Origin of the sequence: Mesorhizobium sp. M8A.F.Ca.ET.057.01.1.1, from assembly GCF_003952565.1 — a bacterium.
Lineage (GTDB): Bacteria > Pseudomonadota > Alphaproteobacteria > Rhizobiales > Rhizobiaceae > Mesorhizobium.
The window spans coordinates 4,633,830-4,652,792 of record NZ_CP034454.1; the positions used below are offsets into that span (position 1 = coordinate 4,633,830).

Here is an 18,963-nt window from a genome sequence, read left to right on the forward strand (position 1 = left end):
TATGGCGACCAGTATTGAATTGGACAACGTTTCGAGCTCGTGGGACGAGCATTCCGTCTCCAACGATCACCACGACCTGACAGCGCCGATCCAGTTGGTGGCGCAGGCCGCGCCGGCCGAGCAGGCGGCGGCACCGGCCCAAACGGCGCCGGCCTCGGCCGAACCCGTGCCGGTCGACGTCGGCGGCGGCGCGCCAGCGGCTGCTCCGCCAGCGGCAAATGCCCCACACGAATATGTCGCCGACGCAAGCAACGTCGTCAGACTTCCGGCCAATGTCTCGATCGACAACATCAAGGTCGACGGGCACAACCTCGTGCTCGAGCAGGCGGACGGCTCGGTCATCGTCATCAAGGACGGTGCCCTGAATGTGCCGACCTTCATCATCGGCGAAGTCGAAGTGCCGCGCGTGGCCTTGATCGCCGCGCTGGAAGCGAGCCATGTCGATGTCGCGTTTGGCGCGGATGGTTCCATCTCGGCAGGCCCCGGAGGTTCGACCTCGAGCGCCGGCGGCAATTTCGAACAGCCTGCTGGCGGGATCGGCGACGGCTTCGGCCTTTCGGCATTGCTGCCGCCGACTGACCTGCATTTTGGGCAGCTGGATCATCGCGAGTTGTTCCCTTCCTTGGTCGACAGGGGCGTCTCCGTAGTGGCCATGTCCCTGACCGACCCTGGCCAGGCGGCCAGCGAAACCGGCCTCGATGGCGGCCCGCAACAATCGCCGGGCAGCGACGCACCAAGCAACTCCGAAACCTCCGGCGTCGGGACGATCAGCATCGACGCACCCGATGGCATCGGCTCGATCGTCATCAACGGCACCACCGTGACCGGCGTCGGGCAGCAGATTTTAGGGCAGTTCGGCTACATCACGATCCTGTCGTTCGATCCCGGCACGGGTGCCATCCAGTATGACTACACGGTCACCGAGTCGGTTACCCATCCCGTCAGCACGACCGGATACGACGCCAACGACACGGTTCCGGACACTTTCAGCATCACCGTCACGGATGTCGACGGCGACACTGCGAGCACGACCTTTGCCGTTGCCATCATCGACGACGTGCCGACGGCGGTTGCCGACACGGACAGCGTCACGGAAGGCGGCACGGCGAACGGCAACGTGATTACCGGCGTCGGCAGCGACGGCAATGCGGCCGGCGCCGATACCAAGGGTGCCGACGGCGCCGCGGTGAGTGGGGTGACGGGTTCTGGGGCAACGACGGTGGTGGGCGGCGACTTCCATGTCGTCGGCCAGTACGGCACGCTGACACTGAGCCCTGACGGCACCTATAGCTACGTGGCCAATTCCAACATCAGCAACGCCTCTCCGGTGACCGATACCTTCACCTATACGCTGAATGACGGCGACGGCGACACCTCGCAGACGACGCTCAATATCACCATCGGCGATGGGGAAGGCCCGTCGGTGGTGTCGAACGCGATCATCTCGGTGGACGAGGAAGGGCTGGGCACCGCCAATGCGACCGGCAGCGCGCCCGCGACCAATGTCGAGGACGGCAGCGGAACAGTGACGTTCCATGCCGGTTCCGACAACATCACCGGGGTGGCCTTCACATCGGTCGCCGGGATCACGGCGGACGTCAACGGAGTTGCCGGCGCCGACATCGTCTGGACGCTGGCCGGGCCGACTCAGATTGTCGGTTCGATCAACGGCATCGACGCCATCCGGATCGACCTTGTCGCGCCGTCGCTGCCGATCCTGGCTGGCGGCAACGGCTCGGCGACAGTCAATGTGACGCTGCTCGACAATTTCCCGCATCCCGACGCGGGTGGACAGAATGTCATCAACCTGACCGGCATCAACGTGGTCGCCACCGATACCGACGGAGATCAGGCGAGCGCGACGGTTCAGGTCAATGTCACAGACGACGTGCCGGTTGCGGTCAACGACGGTCAGTCCGCGACGGAAGGCGGCGCGGCGATCGTGGCGAACGCGGCCAATGGCGTCCTGGCCAACGACCATGTCGGCGCGGACCAGCCCGGCACGGTCACGGCGGTGACGGGCGGCACGGTCGGCAATCCGATCGCGACGGCCTATGGCACGCTGACGCTGAACGGCGACGGCTCCTACAGCTATACCCCGAAGGCTTCGGTGCCGGCGGGAACGGTGGACAGCTTCACCTACACCGTGAAGGACGCGGACGGCGACACCTCGCAGGCGGTTCTGTCGTTCACCTTCTCGGGCGACAACAACCATGCGACGGCGGGTGTGTCGGCAACGCTGGTCGACGAGGACGACCTCGCGACGGGCAACCACGACGCGGCTTCAGGCGACAACGTGCCGAGCGCGCAGCCCGGCACGCTGACGCACAATTATGGTGCGGACGGCGCGGGCCACATCGCCCTGGTGTCCGGCTCCGAGACGGTGAACGGCACCACCTACACCTACACGGCCAATGGGGCGGGCACGCAGATCATCGCCTCGGCCGGCGGCATCAATGTGTTCCAGGTCGACCTGACGGACGCGGTTGCCGGCACCTATACGGTGACGCTGCTGGCGCCGGTCCAGCATCCGACGGCGGGCACCGAGGACAATCTCGACTTCAGCCTGAGCTACAAGGTCTACGACGCCGACGACACGGCCGCCACGGCCTCAACCGGCACGCTCACCGTGACGGTCGATGACGACGTGCCGGTTGCGGTCAACGACGGTCAATCCGCGACGGAAGGCGGCGCGGCGATCGTGGCGAACGCGGCCAATGGCGTCCTGGCCAACGACCATGTCGGCGCGGACCAGCCCGGCACGGTCACGGCGGTGACGGGCGGCACGGTCGGCAATCCGATCGCGACGGCCTATGGCACGCTGACGCTGAACGGCGACGGCTCCTACAGCTATACCCGAAGGCTTCGGTGCCGGCGGGAACGGTGGACAGCTTCACCTACACCGTGAAGGACGCGGACGGCGACACCTCGCAGGCGGTTCTGTCGTTCACCTTCTCGGGCGACAACAACCATGCGACGGCGGGTGTGTCGGCAACGCTGGTCGACGAGGACGACCTCGCGACGGGCAACCACGACGCGGCTTCAGGCGACAACGTGCCGAGCGCGCAGCCCGGCACGCTGACGCACAATTATGGTGCGGACGGCGCGGGCCACATCGCCCTGGTGTCCGGCTCCGAGACGGTGAACGGCACCACCTACACCTACACGGCCAATGGGGCGGGCACGCAGATCATCGCCTCGGCCGGCGGCATCAATGTGTTCCAGGTCGACCTGACGGACGCGGTTGCCGGCACCTATACGGTGACGCTGCTGGCGCCGGTCCAGCATCCGACGGCGGGCACCGAGGACAATCTCGACTTCAGCCTGAGCTACAAGGTCTACGACGCCGACGACACGGCCGCCACGGCCTCAACCGGCACGCTCACCGTGACGGTCGATGACGACGTGCCGGTCTTCACCCTCATCAATGACGGTAACGGCGATGGCATCGTCAGCCTGTCAGCGCTCAATCCGGCAACGGCAACCACCTACACTGGGCAATTTGCAGAGTGGCAGTATGGCGCGGACGGATTTGGTAGCATTTCGGCGACGGGGCAGAATGTACAAGTTGCCTCCAGCTCGGCATCCCAGATCGTGTTGAACCTGATGGAAGGAGCTGACGTCGTTGCCAAGCTGACGCTGAACGCCAATGGCACCGACTCGCTGGAAGTGCTGCACCGGACAGGCGATATCGTCTTCAATCCAATCGCCGCAACCTCAGCGACAGCCGGAGGGCCGACAGGTTCACTGCTCGTGGATTTGGGCGCGGCCACCAACTTCAACATTATTGTGACCGGTGACGACGGCAATGGCACCCCGGCCAAAGCACGGATGAAGTGAATACCAGTTCGCAGGGTTGGGCCGTCAAGGGCGGCTCCGGCCAGTCAAACGATCCCGGCGAGTCCATAAAATTCACATTCGTCGATGATAGTAACAATACGACTGGTCATGGTGTTGATGATTTCAAATTCACAACCCAGGGCTACACGGGCGGCATGGCGACGGCCAAAATTACCGTCCTGGTTTACCTCAATGCCAGCATGACGACTTATGACCAGGTGACGCTTAACGTGACATCCGGCAATGTTATCCAGATCAGCAGCCTTGACTGGTCGGCTGTCGCGGGCACGGGCAACTATATAGCTGGCGATGCTATCTACGGTGTGAAAGTCATCAGCGACGGCACCAATAGCGGCGGGTTCCGTTTGAATGGTGTTGAAGTCGGCGCCGCGTCTCAAAACCCGCCGGCGGACCTCGACTTCAACGGCATCAAAGTAACGGTTACGGATCACGATGGCGATACCGCTTCGCAAACCTTCAATGTCCATATTGATGGCACAACGGGCAATCAGCTGACGGTTGAGGCTATCGCCGGGACTTCCGGAAACGACAATTTGGTTGGCACTTCCGGCAGCGACAGTCTGGTTGGCGGGTTGGGCAACGACACCCTCACTGGCGGAGCGGGTGCGGACACAATGACAGGAGGAGCCGGCGCCGACACGTTCGTGATCGGGTCGAGTGAATCGACACCCGTCATAGGCGGATCGGGCAACAACGGCACGATCACCGGATATGACATCATCACCGATTTCATCGCCGGCACCGACAAGTTGTCACTGCCCGGCAGTCTGGTGGCCGCCACCGCCGGCAACGTCAATGGCGGGGATTCCACGTTGACGATCGGCGGCGACACGGTTCAGTCCCATTCGGTCACCAACGGCATCGCCAGCTTCTTTGGAACCGACACCTTTACCGCGCCATTGGCGGTCACGTCCGCCGCAAGCCTGGCGGCGGTTGTCCAGTATCTTAACGCCACAGATATCGGCAACCCCGGGGCGACGCTCGCATTCACCGCAACCATCTCAGGGGTAAACCACACCTACGTCTATACTCAGACAACCACAAATGCCGGAGTCGGGGCGCTGGTCGACCTGCAGAACGTCACGATTGCAAACCTGAACACCCTCATCGGAGGATCGGTCGACCCCATCATTCTCGACCTGAATCACAATGGCTTTGCCTTCTCCGACGTCAGCCACGGTGTCCAGTTCGACATGAACGGCGATGGCACCAAGGAACAGCTCGCCTGGAACACATCCCATGACGGCATGCTGGCGGTCGACCTCAACCATGACGGCAAGATCGACGATGGCACGGAGCTGTTCACGCCGAACTTCAATGGCGGCCACTTCGCCAGCGGCGCGGCAGCACTGGCGTCGCTCGACAGCAACCATGACGGCGTCATCGACCACAACGATGCGGCGTTCAGCAGCCTGCTGATCTGGCAGGACGCCAATGCCAACGGCATCAGCGACACCGGGGAATTGTCGCACCTCGCCGACAACGGTATTGTCTCCATCAGCACGGCAGCGAACGCGGCTGTCGGCGAAATCGACGGGCAGACCGTGACCGGCAACGGCACTTTCCAGATGGCCGACGGTACGAGCGGCAACTATGTCGAGGTGGAACTCGATACATCGCTGGTTGCCTCGACGCAGCCGTCGGTGGCCATGGACGGTACTTCGGGAGCCGACACGTTCAAGATCGACAATCTCAACATCAAGGATCTGATCGTCGACTACCACGGCGACGAAGGGGATAAGATCGACCTGACGGCGCTTTTCGATAAGGCACCGGCTGGCAACATCGCCGACTATGTGCATTACAACAGCGCGACCAGCACAGTAAGCGTCGATACCAGCGGCTCGGGCAACGCGGCAAACTTCGTGGATGTGGCCGTACTGCAGAACGCGCCCGCAGCCGGCACGATCAACATCCTCTACGACGACGCAACACACGCGCAGCAGCATGTCACGATTTAACACTTCTGCGCGCTTGTGCTCCCATGCTATGCATTAGCGGAACGTGAAATGGGAATTTGGAGAGGGGCTTACATGAAAATTCGTTCAAGATTGCTGGTTTCGGCCACGGCGCTGCTCTTGGCGGGATCGGCCGGCTTTGCTGCCGACATCATCGAAGGCCCGACGGCCGACTATTGCCGCACCGTCGGAACGTCCAATCTCGTGCTGACCGAAAACACGGTCGACCTCACGAAACAGGTCGTGAAGCTGATGGATGAGTCGATCGCCGTCGCCAAGAGCCCTGAATGGATCAACTCGTCGCGGCCGGTCTTCGTCTGGGCATCGGAAGCCAAGGTCGCCTGCGGCATGGCTTACGGCTACCTGAAGATCAACTACAAGGACGAAGACACGCTCAACAAGTGCGAGTGTTTTCACGACCGCATGGTCGAGTACATGAACTGATCGCAAGGCGAGAGCGCGCCGGCAGGCCCGATGATTGGCGATCGCGCACCGCTCGCCGTGATCGCTGGAGCGGTTGCGCTGACCGGTTGGCTGGTGCCGGCGGCGCCAGCCAGGGAATTCGAACAGTCTTCCGTCGAACAGGCACCATCAGCCATCGCGACGCGGCAGATGCCCTGCAGCGCCGCATCAGCGTGGTCGCGCGAGACCTACAAGGCGTTCGCGACCTGTCAGGCGTCGATCTACGGCCTTGAACCGATATTGGCGCATGCCGTGATCGAGATCGAAAGCGGCTTCGATCCTGATGCGCGCGGAGGCGCCGGAGAAGTCGGACTGATGCAAGTCATGCCGGCGACGGCGCGCATGTTTGGCTTTCGCGGTTCGCTAGAGGATCTCAGCGCGCCCGCGACCAATATCGCGCTTGGCGTCGAGTACCTGGCGCTCGCTAACAAGCTTGCCGGCGGTGATCTGTGCACGACGGTGATGAAATATCGCGCGGGGCACAACGAGACCCGGTTCTCGGCACTTTCCGTTCGCTACTGCCAGCGTGCGAGAGCCATACTGGCAAGGGATGGCCTGGAGTTGGCCGGGCCTTTGCCCGTGGCGACATTCGGGTTTTCCGCCCTTTCACAGGAAAGCAACCCGACAGGGGCAAAGCGTGTCTGCGTGCGCAGGTTTTTCGTGCCCGGCCCACGCTACATGAAATGTGCCGACTATCGAACCGTGGAGCAGGCCAGACGGATCAAAGCGCTCAGGGCCGAGCTGTTTCGTGACTGAGCACGTCGGTCGAATGGGGCATAGAGCGGCCGTGATCCGTGGTGCGGACGAGTCGGGAAAGACATGTCCTCGCCATACGCGGCAGACAGGGTGGGAGCAGAAAAATGGAATTTGACCGGCAGGTCCACGGCCTTCGGACATGGGTGGTCGCTTCCGTGCTGGCAATGTCGTTGCTCGGCTGCCAATCGAAAGGCGCGGTGTCCGACGCGCTCGACCCCGCTGCCATCCATGCCCCCAATCAGCCGGCTGCTGTTGCTGTCGCCAACGCAAGCATGGCAACGCAGTCTCTCGGCACCGGCCCCACAAAAGTCGCCATGCTGCTGCCCCTCTCCGCCTCCGGATCCGCAGGCGAAAACGGCAGAAAGATGCTCGACGCCGCAAAGCTCGCGATGACGGACCTCGGCAACCCGCTGCTGACGCTTACCGTCGAGGACACGAAGGGAGACGCGACCTACTCGCAGCAACTGGCGGTAAAGGCCATAACTTCGGGAGCGAAAGTGGTCATCGGTCCGACCGAACTGCCCGCGGCGCAGCATGTCGCGAAACTGTCGGGCGCAAACCGGCCAGTGGTTCTGGCTCTTGCGGACAATTTTGCCGGCGGCCCAGGCGTCTATGCGGTATGCCTCAGCGAGGCAGACAGCGCCGCTGCAGGCGCCGGCGCGATTGCGGCCAAGGGCGGGAAGAAGTTCGTCCTGCTGGTACCAGCGGGCCCGAGTGCCGATATCGTCGAAAAGCGGGTTGCCAACAGCCTCAGCGTGTACGGAGCCGCACTTGCGATCACCATACCCTATACGAGCGCCGACAGCGCGGCAAAGGCGGTGACGGACATGGGCTCGCTGGTGGACGCCCCCGATGCCGTGGTCGTTGCCAGCGGCGACAGCAATCCGTCGCCAATCCTGATCGCCCTGAAGGCAAAAGGCATTCCTGGAAAATCGACCTCCGTGGTCGGCACGAACCGCTGGCTGGAGTATCCGACCAGTCCACTATTCGAAGGTGCCTATATCGCCACGCTCGACCAACACGAAACAGGTCCCATTTCGGATCGTTTCAAGACAACCTTCAACTACCAGGCCGACGTCAATGTCGCTTATGCCTATGACATGGTTGCCCTGACCGCGGGAATCGCGAGCGCTGCCGGACCGAACGGCTTCAACAGGCAGGTTTTCGAGAATCCGAACGGATTTCGCGGATCGACCGGCTTGTTCAAGTTCCGCGCGGATGGTTCCAGCGAACGCTCGATGCCGTTTTACCGGATTGAAAAAGGTGCGCTCAAACTGGTTGCCAAATCGACGTCCAGCTTCTAGCGAACTGGGCGCGTGCGGTCCGGCGGGACAAGCGGGGCGCCTTCGCGTGATGATCGCGGTCGCAAGCCTCGAGCTTCTCGTCGGCATCCTGCTGCTGGTCAAGGCGGCGACCCTATTCCCTGTCGAGCGGACCGTCACCGACCCGGCCCCGGACGTCAGCGATGACGTCGCGCAGCACCCGGTTCGATCGATCGTCAATTCAGCCCGCAAGATTGCCGAGGATCTCATCGCGCCGCCGCAAATCGAGGGCTCTGGCGTGGAGCGGGTGGAACCTCGCTTGCCCCTTGGCGACCTCGGCCTCGCCTCACAACCCAAGCCATCGATGCCCAAGGATTGGCGGGAAACACCGCTGTATCGTCCGGTGGCCACATCGTCGGCTGGTTTCGAGTCCATGGGGCGGAAACTGTTCATCAGCGGAACCCAGAGCGTCGAAGCCGACAGGATCTGCCTGTTTCACGAGCGTGCTTGGCCTTGTGGACAGCGGGCGCGTGCGGCTTTCAACAACTGGATGCGCGGGCGGGCGCTGAACTGTTTCGTGCCTCCGGTGGTCGACCGCTTCCCTGTCGCGGCGACATGCAGGCTGGGCAAACAGGATGTCGGCGCCTGGCTCGTGTCGAATGGCTGGGCGCTGGCCTTGCCGAGCGGTATCTATGGCAAGGCCGAAGCAACAGCCAGGACGGCGGAGATGGGAATCTTCGGCCCCCATAGGCGGCAGCAACCGGATTCGCCGCAAAGGCCGGCATCGCCTCCAGAAAGCTGAGCGATCTATCCCGACGCCTCAAATTGTATTGTTCTTTGAAACCGAAATCCTAACTTGCCGGTCTTATGCTTGGCGATCCAACGGAGATCGATCATGTCCAACGCAGCAGCTGATGTCCCGGCCCATCGTGAATGGAGGAACGTCGGCTGGTTGGCTTTCCTTGGAACCATCGGCAGCCTGTGCGTCTCCCTGATCCTGAACTATCTGCTGTTGTTCAGCGAGACGCTGACGCCTTTCGGGCGCGGCATGATCACCGCAACGCTTTTGCCTTTGGTGATCTGCCTGCCGCTTTTTGTGTTCATAGGCCTGAAACTGGCCGAGATCCGTCGCTACCGGCGGGAACTCAACAGGGCCGCCACCTTCGATACGCTGACCGGTTGCCTGAACGGCAGGGTCTTCACGTCGCTGATCGAGAGACGGGCAATCAGGCCTTCCGTTCCAGGCGAGCGATCGGGCGCCTTCCTGGTCATTCATCCTGAACATCTGAACGCCATCAACTTGCGCTTCGGCCTGAGCTGGGGCGACGAAGCCTTGCGTCTCATAGCCTCAACCATCCGGTCTTGCGTACGCTCGCAAGACGTCATCGGCCGCATAGGCGCGTCCATGTTCGGCGTCTTCCTTCCCGGAACGAGCGAGGCTGAAGCCAGGATGGTTGGCGAGCGTATCCGCGCCAGTGTCTCGCAGGTCTATTTTTCCCCTCAGGGCGCCGAGGAGATCCTGGCCGTGACCGTCGGAGGCGTGATTTTCGAGGAGGACCTCGACTTCGAGGACATGTTCCGGCCGGCGGAAGAGAGCTTGTCGGGCAAAGGCGGTTTTGAACTGTCGCGCATTCAACGCGCTTCAGCCTGACGCCCCGCAAGACCTGTTCGGTTTGCCGCGACTTTTGCGATAATCGGGAAAGTCGATGCCAGAATCCGCGGCTTATCGCCCGCGATCCCTTCGCTACGATCCTTGACTGACAACGAAACGCGCGGTTCCTACGGGTCGCGACGCTGTCAGCGTCAGCTTGCCTCGCGCATCGCCTCCGCGGCCTGCAAGTCGACGGAGACCAACTGGCTGACGCCCTGCTCGGCCATGGTCACGCCAAACAGCCGGTCCATGCGCGCCATGGTGATGGGATTGTGGGTGATGATGACGAACCGTGTCTCGGTGGTCTTGGCCATCTCGTCCATGAGATTGCAGAAGCGCTCGACATTGTGATCGTCGAGCGGCGCGTCGACTTCGTCGAGCACGCAGATCGGCGCCGGATTGGTCAGGAACACGGCAAAGATCAGCGACATCGCCGTCAGCGCCTGCTCGCCGCCCGACAGCAGCGTCATGGTCTGCGGCTTCTTGCCGGGTGGGCGGGCAAGAATCTCCAGTCCCGCCTCCAGCGGGTCGTCGGATTCGATCAGTTGCAATTCCGCCGTGCCGCCACCGAACAGGTGCGAGAACAGTCGCTGGAAATGGCTGTTGACCACATCGAAGGCGGCCAGCAGCCGCTCGCGGCCTTCACGGTTGAGGCTCTGGATTGCTTGCCTCAGCTTGCGGATCGCTTCGATGATGTCCTCGCGCTCCGACACGATGGTCTCGAGGCGCTCGGAAAGCTCCTTCTGCTCTTCCTCGGCGCGCAAATTGACGGCGCCGAGCCGTTCGCGCTCGATTTTCAGCCGATCCAACTGGCGTTCGATCTCGGGCATCTCGGGCATCGGATCGTCGGCTTCCAGGCCGGTGTGGCGGATGACCAGATGCGGCGGCGTGTTCAGCGTTTCCTGGATGCGCGCCTCGACTTCCAGCCGGCGCTCGTCCGCCGCCGTCAGCCGTTCCTCGGCGCGGGCGCGGGTTTCGCGCGCCTCGGCCAGCGACTGGATGGCTGATGTGGCCGCCTTGTCCAGTTCGGCCTGCCTGTTCTCCGCTTCCTGCAGACGGTCGGCGGCCGCCTTGCGCAAAGTCTCGGCCTCGGTGAGTTGCGAGAGCAATGCACGGCGCTTGGCGTCGATCTCGTCGGGTGCATCGGCCAGCCGTTCGCGCTCGGCCTCGGCCTCCGCCTTGCGTTCGCCGAGCGAGGCGATCTGCGTCGAGGCGTTTTCAGCACGTGCCAGCCAGTTGCCGCGCTCAGCGCCGATGGCATCCAGACGCCGCGTACGTGCCTCGGCTTCGCGCCGCAAGCCTTCATGGACGGCGCGGGCGTCGGCCAGTGCGGCGCGGTCGCGAGAGACATTGGCCGAGGATTGTTCGAGCTGCAATTGCAGATCGCCGAGATCCGGCCCGTCCTGCAACAACATCTCGGCCTCGACGAAAGCCGCCGACGTCTCCTCGTGGCTGTCGACTATGCGGGCACGCGCCTCGTCCAGCGCGGCACGCCGGCTCGACAGTTCACCGCCGGCCTTTTCCGCCTCGGCCAGCGCATTGCGGGCAGCATCCAGCCGATGCTGGGCATCGCGTCCGGCCTGGCGCGTGGTCCGCTCCGCTTCGCTTGCCTGGCGGAGGGCCTGCTCGGCCTGTGCCAGCGCCTCCTCGGCCTGGCGCAGGACGAGCGTCGCCTGCACCGCTTCGGCATCGAGTTCGGCAAGCCGGTTCTTCTGCGCCAGCCTTTGTGCCGCGGCGGTCGGCGCATCGGCGCTGGCGGTCAGGCCGTCCCAGCGCCACAGCGCGCCCTCACGACTGACCAGGCGCTGGCCGGGAGCCAGAAGCCCCTGCAACCGGCGGCCGTCAGTGGCCTCGACGATGCCGATCTGCGCCAGCCGGCGGGCAAGCTGTGCCGGCGCGCGAACCACGCTGGCAAGGCTCTTGACCCCTTCCGGAAGCGTGGCGTCGCCGGGCTGGATTTCGCTTTCTCCCCAATGCGCCGGCGCGCGGCGGTCGAGCGGCACATCGAGATCTTCGCCCAGGGCCGCGCCCAGAGCCGTCTCGAAGCCGCGCTCGACGCTGATCTGCTCCAGCACGGAAGGGAAGAGATCGCCGCTGGCCGCATTCAGAATCTTGGCCAGCGTACGCGCTTCGGTCTCGATCCGCGCCAGTTCCGCCCTGGCGTCCTGAAGCGGCGGACGCGCGGCACTTTCGGCGCCACGAGCGTCGATGACCGACTGCTCGGCCTGCTCAGCCGCGGCCTCCGACTCTTCCAGCAACGCCAGTGCCTGTTCGACCAGGATCTGTTTCTCGGCCGGGTCCGGCAGGCCGGCCACCTTCACGAGGATGTCCGACAATTCGCGGTCGACATCGGCGAGCTGGCGGGCGAAGCGATCGCGCCGCTCGGCGGCTTCGCGCAAAGTCCGTTCGATCTGATGGCGCGAGGCGGCAGCCTCCGCGCGCTCGGCGGTCAGCGCGGCGAGCTTGGCTTCGCTTTGCGCAAGCGTCGAGGCGGCCTGTTCGAATGCCGCGCGGGTGGTGGCCTCGCGCTCCGCGGCACCGGCGTTTTCGGAGTTCAGCGCGGCCTCTTCCGCGCGCAGGCGCTCGAGAACGTCGGCGTTGTCGCGTACCATCCGCTCTTCGCGGGCGATGTCGCCGTCGAGCTGCTGCAACCGGCGCTCGAGTTCGGCCTGACGGGCGCGGATGCGGCCGGCTTCTTCCTCGATCTGCGACCTGGCGATCGACAGCCGCTGGAAAGCGGCCGCAGCCGCTGCTTCCGCGTCGCGCAGGTCAGGCAAACGATGGGCGGCGATGCCCTGCTCCTTGGCCGCGTTCATCTGCGTGGCGGCGCGGTCGCCGACGAGCGCCGTGGCCGTAGCCAGCGCCGAACGCGCCTCGCCTTCCTGCGTCTTGGCCAGCGTCCAGCGCAGATGCAAGAGCGTTGCTTCGGCCTTGCGGATGTCGGCGGACAGGTTCTTGAAGCGCGAAGCCTGGCGCGCCTGGCGCTTCAGGCTTTCGATCTGGCTTTCCAGTTCGCCAACGACGTCGTCCAGGCGTTCGAGATTCTGTTCTGCCGCCTTCAGCCTCAGTTCCGCCTCGTGGCGGCGGGTGTGCAGGCCGGAAATACCGGCCGCCTCTTCGAGCAGGGCGCGACGGGCCTGCGGCTTGGCCTGGATCAGTTCGCCGATACGCCCCTGCCCGACCATCGAAGGCGAGCGTGCCCCGGTCGACTGATCTGCGAACAGAAGCTGTACGTCCTTGGCGCGCGCCTCCTTGCCGTTGATGCGGTAGAGGGAGCCCGCCTCGCGCTCGATGCGGCGCGACACCTGCAGTTCGTCGGCATCATTGAAGGCGGATGGAGCCGAGCGGTCGCTGTTGTCGAGGAAAAGCGTGACTTCGGCGGTGTTGCGGGCGGGACGCGTGCCCGAGCCGGAAAAGATCACGTCGTCCATGCCGGACGCGCGCATGTTCTTGTAGGAGCTTTCGCCCATCACCCAGCGCAGCGCCTCGACGAGGTTCGACTTGCCGCACCCGTTCGGCCCGACAATGCCGGTCAGGCCGCGTTCGATGACGAACTCGCCGGGTTCCACGAAGGACTTGAAACCAAGAAGGCGGAGGCGCGAAAACTTCATTCACGCGCCTCATACACCGGTTCCGCAAAAGTGTACCGAAGTTTTGCGATAGGGCGCATGGCGCGCGAACAGATAGAAAGGCAAGCAGCGCCGGAGCGCTGCCGCTTCAGCGCTGAGCCGATGTCAGAGCAGAGGGTCGATGATGGCCGACATTTCCTCAATCGACATCGCCCCTTTGTAGGTCTTACCGTTGATGAAGAAGGTCGGCGTCGAGTCGACCTTGAATTCATTGGCGCCGCGCTTCTGGACCGATCTCACATCGTCCAGAAGTTTCTGGTCCGTCAAGCAGGCCTCGAAGGACTCCTGTGTAAAACCGGCAAGCTTGGAGATTTGCAGCAGCGCATCCTTGGTGTTGGACACGCCGACCCAGTTCGCCTGCTGCCGGAACAGGACATCGACCATCGGGAAATAGTTATCCTTGGCGCAGCGCGCCAGCATGAAACCGGCCTCGGCGCTGGGATCGAACGGGAATTCGCGCAGGATGTAACGGGCCTTGCCGGTATCGATGTACTTGGTCTTCAAATCCGGGAAGGTGGTCTCGGCGAAGTGCGCGCAGTGCGGGCAGGTCATCGAAGCGTATTCGACGATGGTGACCTTGGCGTCGTCCTTGCCGAGCTGCTTGTCGGGCAGCGCACCCGGCTTCAGCAATTCGGCCATATCCACCGTGCCTTGCGCCTCCGGCACCTGGACCGCGGCGGGCGTGGCCGGCTTCGCGGGCGTTGCCGGGTCGGCGGGCTTGACATCCGCCGCCTTGGCCTGTTCGCCGGAATCACTGCAGGCCGCGAGCAGGGCCACCGCCGGAATGGCGGCCAGCGAAGTCAGGACGTTTCTGCGAGAGAAGCTTTGGCCAAACGGGGTACGGCTCATACGAATCACCTGATAAGGGTTGGATTTTGCAATGCAAAGGTACGAAAAAGCGAGAGTTGGCGCGAATTAAGGCATCCCTGTCCCCAATCCAATCGCGAAACCTGACAAGGGTGATCACGAATGCGCGAGATTAACGACAAACCTATGACTGTTTCCAGTCCGAACTAGGCTTTCCTTCCGCCCAAAATGGTCGCACCCAGCCTTTCCAGCGAGGCGCGCAGTCCGTCATCCTCGATCAACCCGACCGTATCGGCCAATTTCGCCTTTTCCGCCGCGCTTAGTGGCCTGAGGGCAGGTTTGGGCCGGGCTTTTCCCGAAGTCACCGGCTTTTGCACGATCCTGATGCGGCCTATCGCGGTAAAGCCAAGGAAGGCGTTGACCCGGTTGATGATCTCGCCGGTCTCGTGCTGCAGATGAAGCGCGGCCATGCCTTCGCAGGCAATGACCAGCACGGCCGGCTCGAATGGATCGTCCTCGTGCAAGCGACGCGGCCACTGGATCTTTTCGGGTCGCGAGTGCATGGCCAGGCGCGGGCCGGCAATCTCTTCCCAGGACTGGACGAGACCGATCGAGATGCCTGCCCGCTTGCGCAATACCGGGTCGAGGATCTCGGTGGCGAGGTCGCTCACCGGAACGGGATTGCCGAAGGGCCTTTTCCCTGCCATGTGCGTTCTCCAGCCACGACCCAGCAGACACCGGCCAAGCCAACGCAAGATCAATGGCACCAGCAGACCAGACCCGCAAGGCCCAGACCAGCAGAGCCAAGGCCGACGATACGGCGTCACGGCTGCTCGCATGGTACGACGCGCATCATCGCGAACTGCCGTGGCGCGTGACGCCGCGCGAGCATGCGCGCGGCGTGCGGCCCGACCCCTACCCTATCTGGCTGTCCGAGGTGATGCTGCAGCAGACCACCGTCGAAGCGGTGAAATCCTATTTCCGCGCCTTTGTCGAGAAATGGCCCGATGTCGAAGCCTTGGCCGCGGCGCGGACCGAGGATGTGATGAAAGCTTGGGCCGGGCTCGGCTACTATTCCCGCGCCCGCAACCTCAAGGCCTGCGCCGATCTGGTGGCGGCGCGTGGCGGCCGGTTTCCCGACACCGAGGCCGGACTTCGAGAATTGCCGGGCATCGGCGCCTATACGTCGGCGGCAATAACGGCGATCGCCTTCGACCGCCCGGCGGCCGTTGTCGACGGCAATGTCGAACGCGTCATCTCAAGGCTGTTTTCGATCACGACGCCGCTCAGCGAAGCCAAGGCCGAGATACGGGCCCATGTCGAGCGCATGGTGCCGGCGACAAGGCCCGGCGACTTCGCCCAGGCGATGATGGATCTCGGCGCCACGATCTGCACGCCACGCCGGCCGCGCTGCATGCTGTGCCCGCTGCGTCAGGACTGCAGCGCCGTCATTGCAGGCGACCCCGAGAATTTCCCGGTGCGGCTGCCAAAAGCCGATAAACCGCTGCGGCGCGGCGCGGCTTTCGTGGCCGCGCGTGAGGACGGCGCCATTCTTTTGCGCAAGCGGCCGGAAAAGGGACTGCTCGGTGGCATGACGGAAGTGCCGACCACCGCCTGGACAGCACGGGTGGACGGAGCCACCACGCAAGCGGCGGCGCCCTTTCCAGGCGCCTGGCGGCACGCTGGGTCAATCACGCATGTCTTCACCCATTTCGCGCTCGAACTCGAAGTCTTTCACGCCCACATCAAAGGTGAAGTGCTGGAAGGGCATTTCTGGTCGCCCGCTGGCGAGATTTCCGGAGAGGCACTGCCGACTGTCATGAAAAAGGCAATCGAAGCGGCGATACCGGGCGCGACGAAAAAGCCGTCGCCATCAGTTGCAAAGAGACCCCATGACTGAAATCCGCCACATCGTTTTCGACATCGGCAAGGTGCTGATCCACTACGATCCAAACATTCCATTCAGCCGCCTCATTCCCGATGCCGAAGAGCGAAAGTGGTTCTTCGACAATGTCTGCACGCATGACTGGAACCTCGAGCAGGACCGTGGCCGGACGTGGCAAGAGGCCGAGGCGCTGCTGATCGCTGAGCATCCCGGACACGCGGAGAACATCCGCAATTTCCGCCGGCACTGGCACGAGATGGTGCCGCATGCCTATGACGACAGCGTCGCCATCATGCTGAGCCTGATCGAAAGCGGCCACGACGTGACCATGCTGACCAACTTCGCCTCCGACACGCTGGCCGAAGCCCGGCAGCGCTTCGATTTTCTCAACCGTCCGCGCGGCGTGACAGTGTCCGGCGATATCGGCAAGATCAAGCCCGACCGCGACATCTACGACCATCACGTGGCCGCGTTCGGCCTAGAGCCATCCGTCACATTGTTCATCGACGACAGCCAGAAGAATGTCGATGGCGCCCGGGCGGCGGGCTGGCAATCGGTGCTGTTCACCGATGCCAAGACGCTTCAAGCGGACCTTGAACGGTTGGGAATAAAGGCGTGATCTCTATCGCTTGCGGCGATCCGTTGAGACTTTGAATCAACGAATATGCGGCTAGCGGCAGGAGTCACCCCCTGCCCGTTCCATGCCGAGGCGGGCGATGCGACGCAGTTCGTCGATGGGGGTCAGGCCGCCGCTGCGCTCATAATGCCAGAAGGTCCAGCCATTGCAGGCGTCCAGCCCCTGCACCTCGGCGCCGATCTTGTGGATCGAGCCGGCGCTGTCGCCGATCGCCACCGTGCCATCGGCGCGAACCTTGGCGGCCCAGCGCTTCTTGGCGTCATAGAGCGTGGCACCGGGCGTCACCAGCCCGGTGTCGATCAGGCTGACGAAGGCGACGCGCGGCTCGGCGCGCTTGCCGGTAAGCACGGTGAGATCCGCTTCGTCGAGTGGCCGCACGGCATCGATGCGCTCATTGGCGGCGTCGATATAGGCCTGCTCGCGCTCGATGCCGACGAAGTGGCGGCCGAGGCGCTTGGCCACGGCACCCGTCGTGCCGGAGCCGAAGAACGGGTCGAGCACGACGTCCCCCGGCTTGGTCGAGGCCATCATGATACGGGCAAGCAGCGCCTCGGGCTTCTGCGTCGGATGCAGCTTGTCGCCATTGTCGTTCTTCAAGCGCTCGCCGCCAGTGCAGATCGGGAACAGCCAGTCGGAGCGCATCTGGATATCGTCGTTAGACGCCTTCAGCGCTTCATAGTTGAAGGTATAGCCCTTGCCCTTCTGATCGCGCGAGGCCCAGATCATCGTCTCATGCGCGTTCTGGAAGCGGCGGCCGCGGAAATTCGGCATCGGATTGGTCTTGCGCCAGACCACGTCGTTGAGGATCCAGAAGCCGAGATCCTGCATCTTGGCGCCGACCCGGAAGATGTTGTGGTAGGAGCCGATGACCCAGATCGTGCCGTTGGGCTTCAGCACGCGGCGCGCCGCCAGCAGCCAGGCGCGGGTGAAGGCGTCATAGGCTTCGAAGCTCTCGAACTGGTCCCAGTCGTCGTCGACCGCATCGACCTTGGACTGGTCGGGACGGTGCAGATCGCCGTCGAGCTGCAGATTGTAGGGGGATCGGCAAAGATGACGTCGATCGACTTTTCCGGCAGGCGGTCGAGCGCCGCGACACAGTCGCCTTTCAGGATCGTGTCCAGCCATTCGGATTGCTGGGGAGCGTGGGAGAGCTCGTCGAGAAGACGCACGGCTGACATTTTTACACCCAAGGCACGCGTTACTGTTTACTCCCCGTTATGGTTACCGATCAGCGTAAATATTCAGTGAAGCTTTATCGATCCGGTGCAGGAGTTTGCGAAGGCGTGCCCATTGGTGTATGCCCCGCCGCTTGAGCCCTGAGCGGCCATTTCTCCCTCCTCCATCGTCCGGATCACCATGCCCCAGCCAGAACTTGTCATCTTCGATTGCGACGGCGTGCTCGTCGATTCCGAAATCATCGCCGCACGGGTGGAGGCCGAATTGATCACCCTGGCCGGATATGAAATCTCGGCGGAGGAGATTGCCGAGACCTATGCGGGCCTGACCTTCAAGGACATACTGATGCGGATCGAGGAGAAGTCCAAGACCCCGTTCCAGGTCTTGTTGATCGATCGCGCCGAGGAATTGGTCGACCGCAAACTGCGCAGCGACGTTCGTGCCATCGAGGGTGTGCGCGAAGCGGTCGCCTCGGTCACGACGCAACGCTGTATCTGCTCCAACTCACGTTCGGAACGGATCGAGTTCATGCTGGAGAAGGTCCATCTGCTGCCATTCTTCGCCGGACGCATCTTCTCGGCGCTGGAGACGCCGACCGGAAAGACCAAGCCGGCCCCAGACGTGTTCCTGCATGCCGCCGAAAAGCTCGGCGCCAACCCGGCGAACACCTTCGTCATCGAGGATTCCGTGCACGGCGTCACCGGCGCTACGGCCGCCGGTATGCGCGTGATCGGTTTTACGGGCGCCAGCCACAGCTATCCCGGCCATGCCGACGCCCTGACGGAGGCCGGCGCCGAAACGGTCATCCGGCGGTGGGCGGAGTTGAAAAGCGTTATCGCGGCGCTGTCGGAGTGGTCTGCGAATGCTTGAGCTGCGTGC

General features: G+C 63.4%; 14 protein-coding genes and 1 pseudogene. 11 read left to right on the forward strand and 4 right to left on the reverse strand.

The genetic code is table 11. From position 1 onward, the window contains the following. The first annotated feature begins 1 nt into the window (after position 1). From EJ077_RS22140 to EJ077_RS22175, 8 genes are all read left to right on the forward strand, one after another. Positions 2–2,908: a beta strand repeat-containing protein gene (locus EJ077_RS22140; protein ID WP_208696252.1), complete on the forward strand. Its 2,907-nt coding sequence runs from the start codon at positions 2–4 to the stop codon at positions 2,906–2,908. Then, entirely contained in the window at positions 2,884–3,840 is a 957-nt protein-coding gene (locus EJ077_RS22145) for a hypothetical protein (protein ID WP_208696254.1), read from the forward strand. Before EJ077_RS22140 ends, EJ077_RS22145 begins: the two co-directional genes overlap by 25 nt. After that, positions 3,837–5,822, forward strand: a complete 1,986-nt coding sequence (locus tag EJ077_RS22150) for a type I secretion C-terminal target domain-containing protein (protein WP_208696256.1) — start codon at positions 3,837–3,839, stop codon at positions 5,820–5,822. The genes EJ077_RS22145 and EJ077_RS22150 overlap by 4 nt, the downstream gene beginning before the upstream one ends. A gap of 72 nt (positions 5,823–5,894) precedes the next feature. After that, a complete protein-coding gene (locus tag EJ077_RS22155) occupies positions 5,895–6,263 on the forward strand; it encodes a hypothetical protein (protein ID WP_208696258.1) in 369 nt (122 codons plus the stop codon). Positions 6,264–6,431: 168 nt separating this feature from the next. Then, positions 6,432–7,037, forward strand: coding sequence for a lytic transglycosylase domain-containing protein (locus EJ077_RS22160; protein ID WP_367142373.1), 606 nt, complete (start codon positions 6,432–6,434; stop codon positions 7,035–7,037). Between the two features lie 164 nt (positions 7,038–7,201). Then, on the forward strand, positions 7,202–8,341 hold the full coding sequence (locus tag EJ077_RS22165) for an ABC transporter substrate-binding protein (protein ID WP_367142374.1): 1,140 nt from the start codon (positions 7,202–7,204) through the stop codon (positions 8,339–8,341). Beyond that, on the forward strand, positions 8,301–9,101 hold the full coding sequence (locus tag EJ077_RS22170; protein WP_245458797.1) for a thermonuclease family protein: 801 nt from the start codon (positions 8,301–8,303) through the stop codon (positions 9,099–9,101). The genes EJ077_RS22165 and EJ077_RS22170 overlap by 41 nt, the downstream gene beginning before the upstream one ends. A 93-nt stretch (positions 9,102–9,194) precedes the next feature. Continuing rightward, the gene (locus tag EJ077_RS22175) at positions 9,195–9,950 is read left to right on the forward strand and encodes a GGDEF domain-containing protein (RefSeq protein WP_208696264.1); all 756 of its coding nucleotides are present in this window, start codon (positions 9,195–9,197) and stop codon (positions 9,948–9,950) included. Between the two features lie 152 nt (positions 9,951–10,102). Here EJ077_RS22175 and smc read toward each other — a convergent pair whose 3' ends face one another. The 3 genes from smc to EJ077_RS22190 all read right to left on the reverse strand — a co-directional run bounded on the left by smc (position 10,103) and on the right by EJ077_RS22190 (position 15,093). Then, complete coding sequence (gene smc, locus EJ077_RS22180) at positions 10,103–13,561, reverse strand: chromosome segregation protein SMC (RefSeq protein ID WP_208696266.1); 3,459 nt, start codon at positions 13,559–13,561, stop codon at positions 10,103–10,105. Between the two features lie 123 nt (positions 13,562–13,684). Then, entirely contained in the window at positions 13,685–14,428 is a 744-nt protein-coding gene (locus tag EJ077_RS22185; RefSeq protein WP_127278144.1) for a DsbA family protein, read from the reverse strand. Positions 14,429–14,592: 164 nt separating this feature from the next. Then, a complete protein-coding gene (locus EJ077_RS22190) occupies positions 14,593–15,093 on the reverse strand; it encodes a DUF721 domain-containing protein (protein WP_208696268.1) in 501 nt (166 codons plus the stop codon). Positions 15,094–15,146: 53 nt separating this feature from the next. Here EJ077_RS22190 and mutY point away from each other — a divergent pair, with 53 nt between their 5' ends. Together mutY and EJ077_RS22200 are read left to right on the forward strand one after the other, a co-directional pair. After that, complete coding sequence (mutY, locus tag EJ077_RS22195; protein WP_208696271.1) at positions 15,147–16,286, forward strand: A/G-specific adenine glycosylase; 1,140 nt, start codon at positions 15,147–15,149, stop codon at positions 16,284–16,286. Further along, a complete protein-coding gene (locus EJ077_RS22200; RefSeq protein ID WP_208696273.1) occupies positions 16,279–16,890 on the forward strand; it encodes an HAD family hydrolase in 612 nt (203 codons plus the stop codon). The genes mutY and EJ077_RS22200 overlap by 8 nt, the downstream gene beginning before the upstream one ends. Before the next feature lie 51 nt (positions 16,891–16,941). On the opposite strand, the pseudogene EJ077_RS22205 reads toward EJ077_RS22200, so the two are convergent. Beyond that, positions 16,942–18,086: pseudogene (locus tag EJ077_RS22205) on the reverse strand (site-specific DNA-methyltransferase). Between the two features lie 178 nt (positions 18,087–18,264). Here EJ077_RS22205 and EJ077_RS22210 point away from each other — a divergent pair. Further along, on the forward strand, positions 18,265–18,954 hold the full coding sequence (locus EJ077_RS22210) for an HAD family hydrolase (RefSeq protein WP_208696275.1): 690 nt from the start codon (positions 18,265–18,267) through the stop codon (positions 18,952–18,954). The last annotated feature ends 9 nt before the right edge of the window (positions 18,955–18,963 follow it).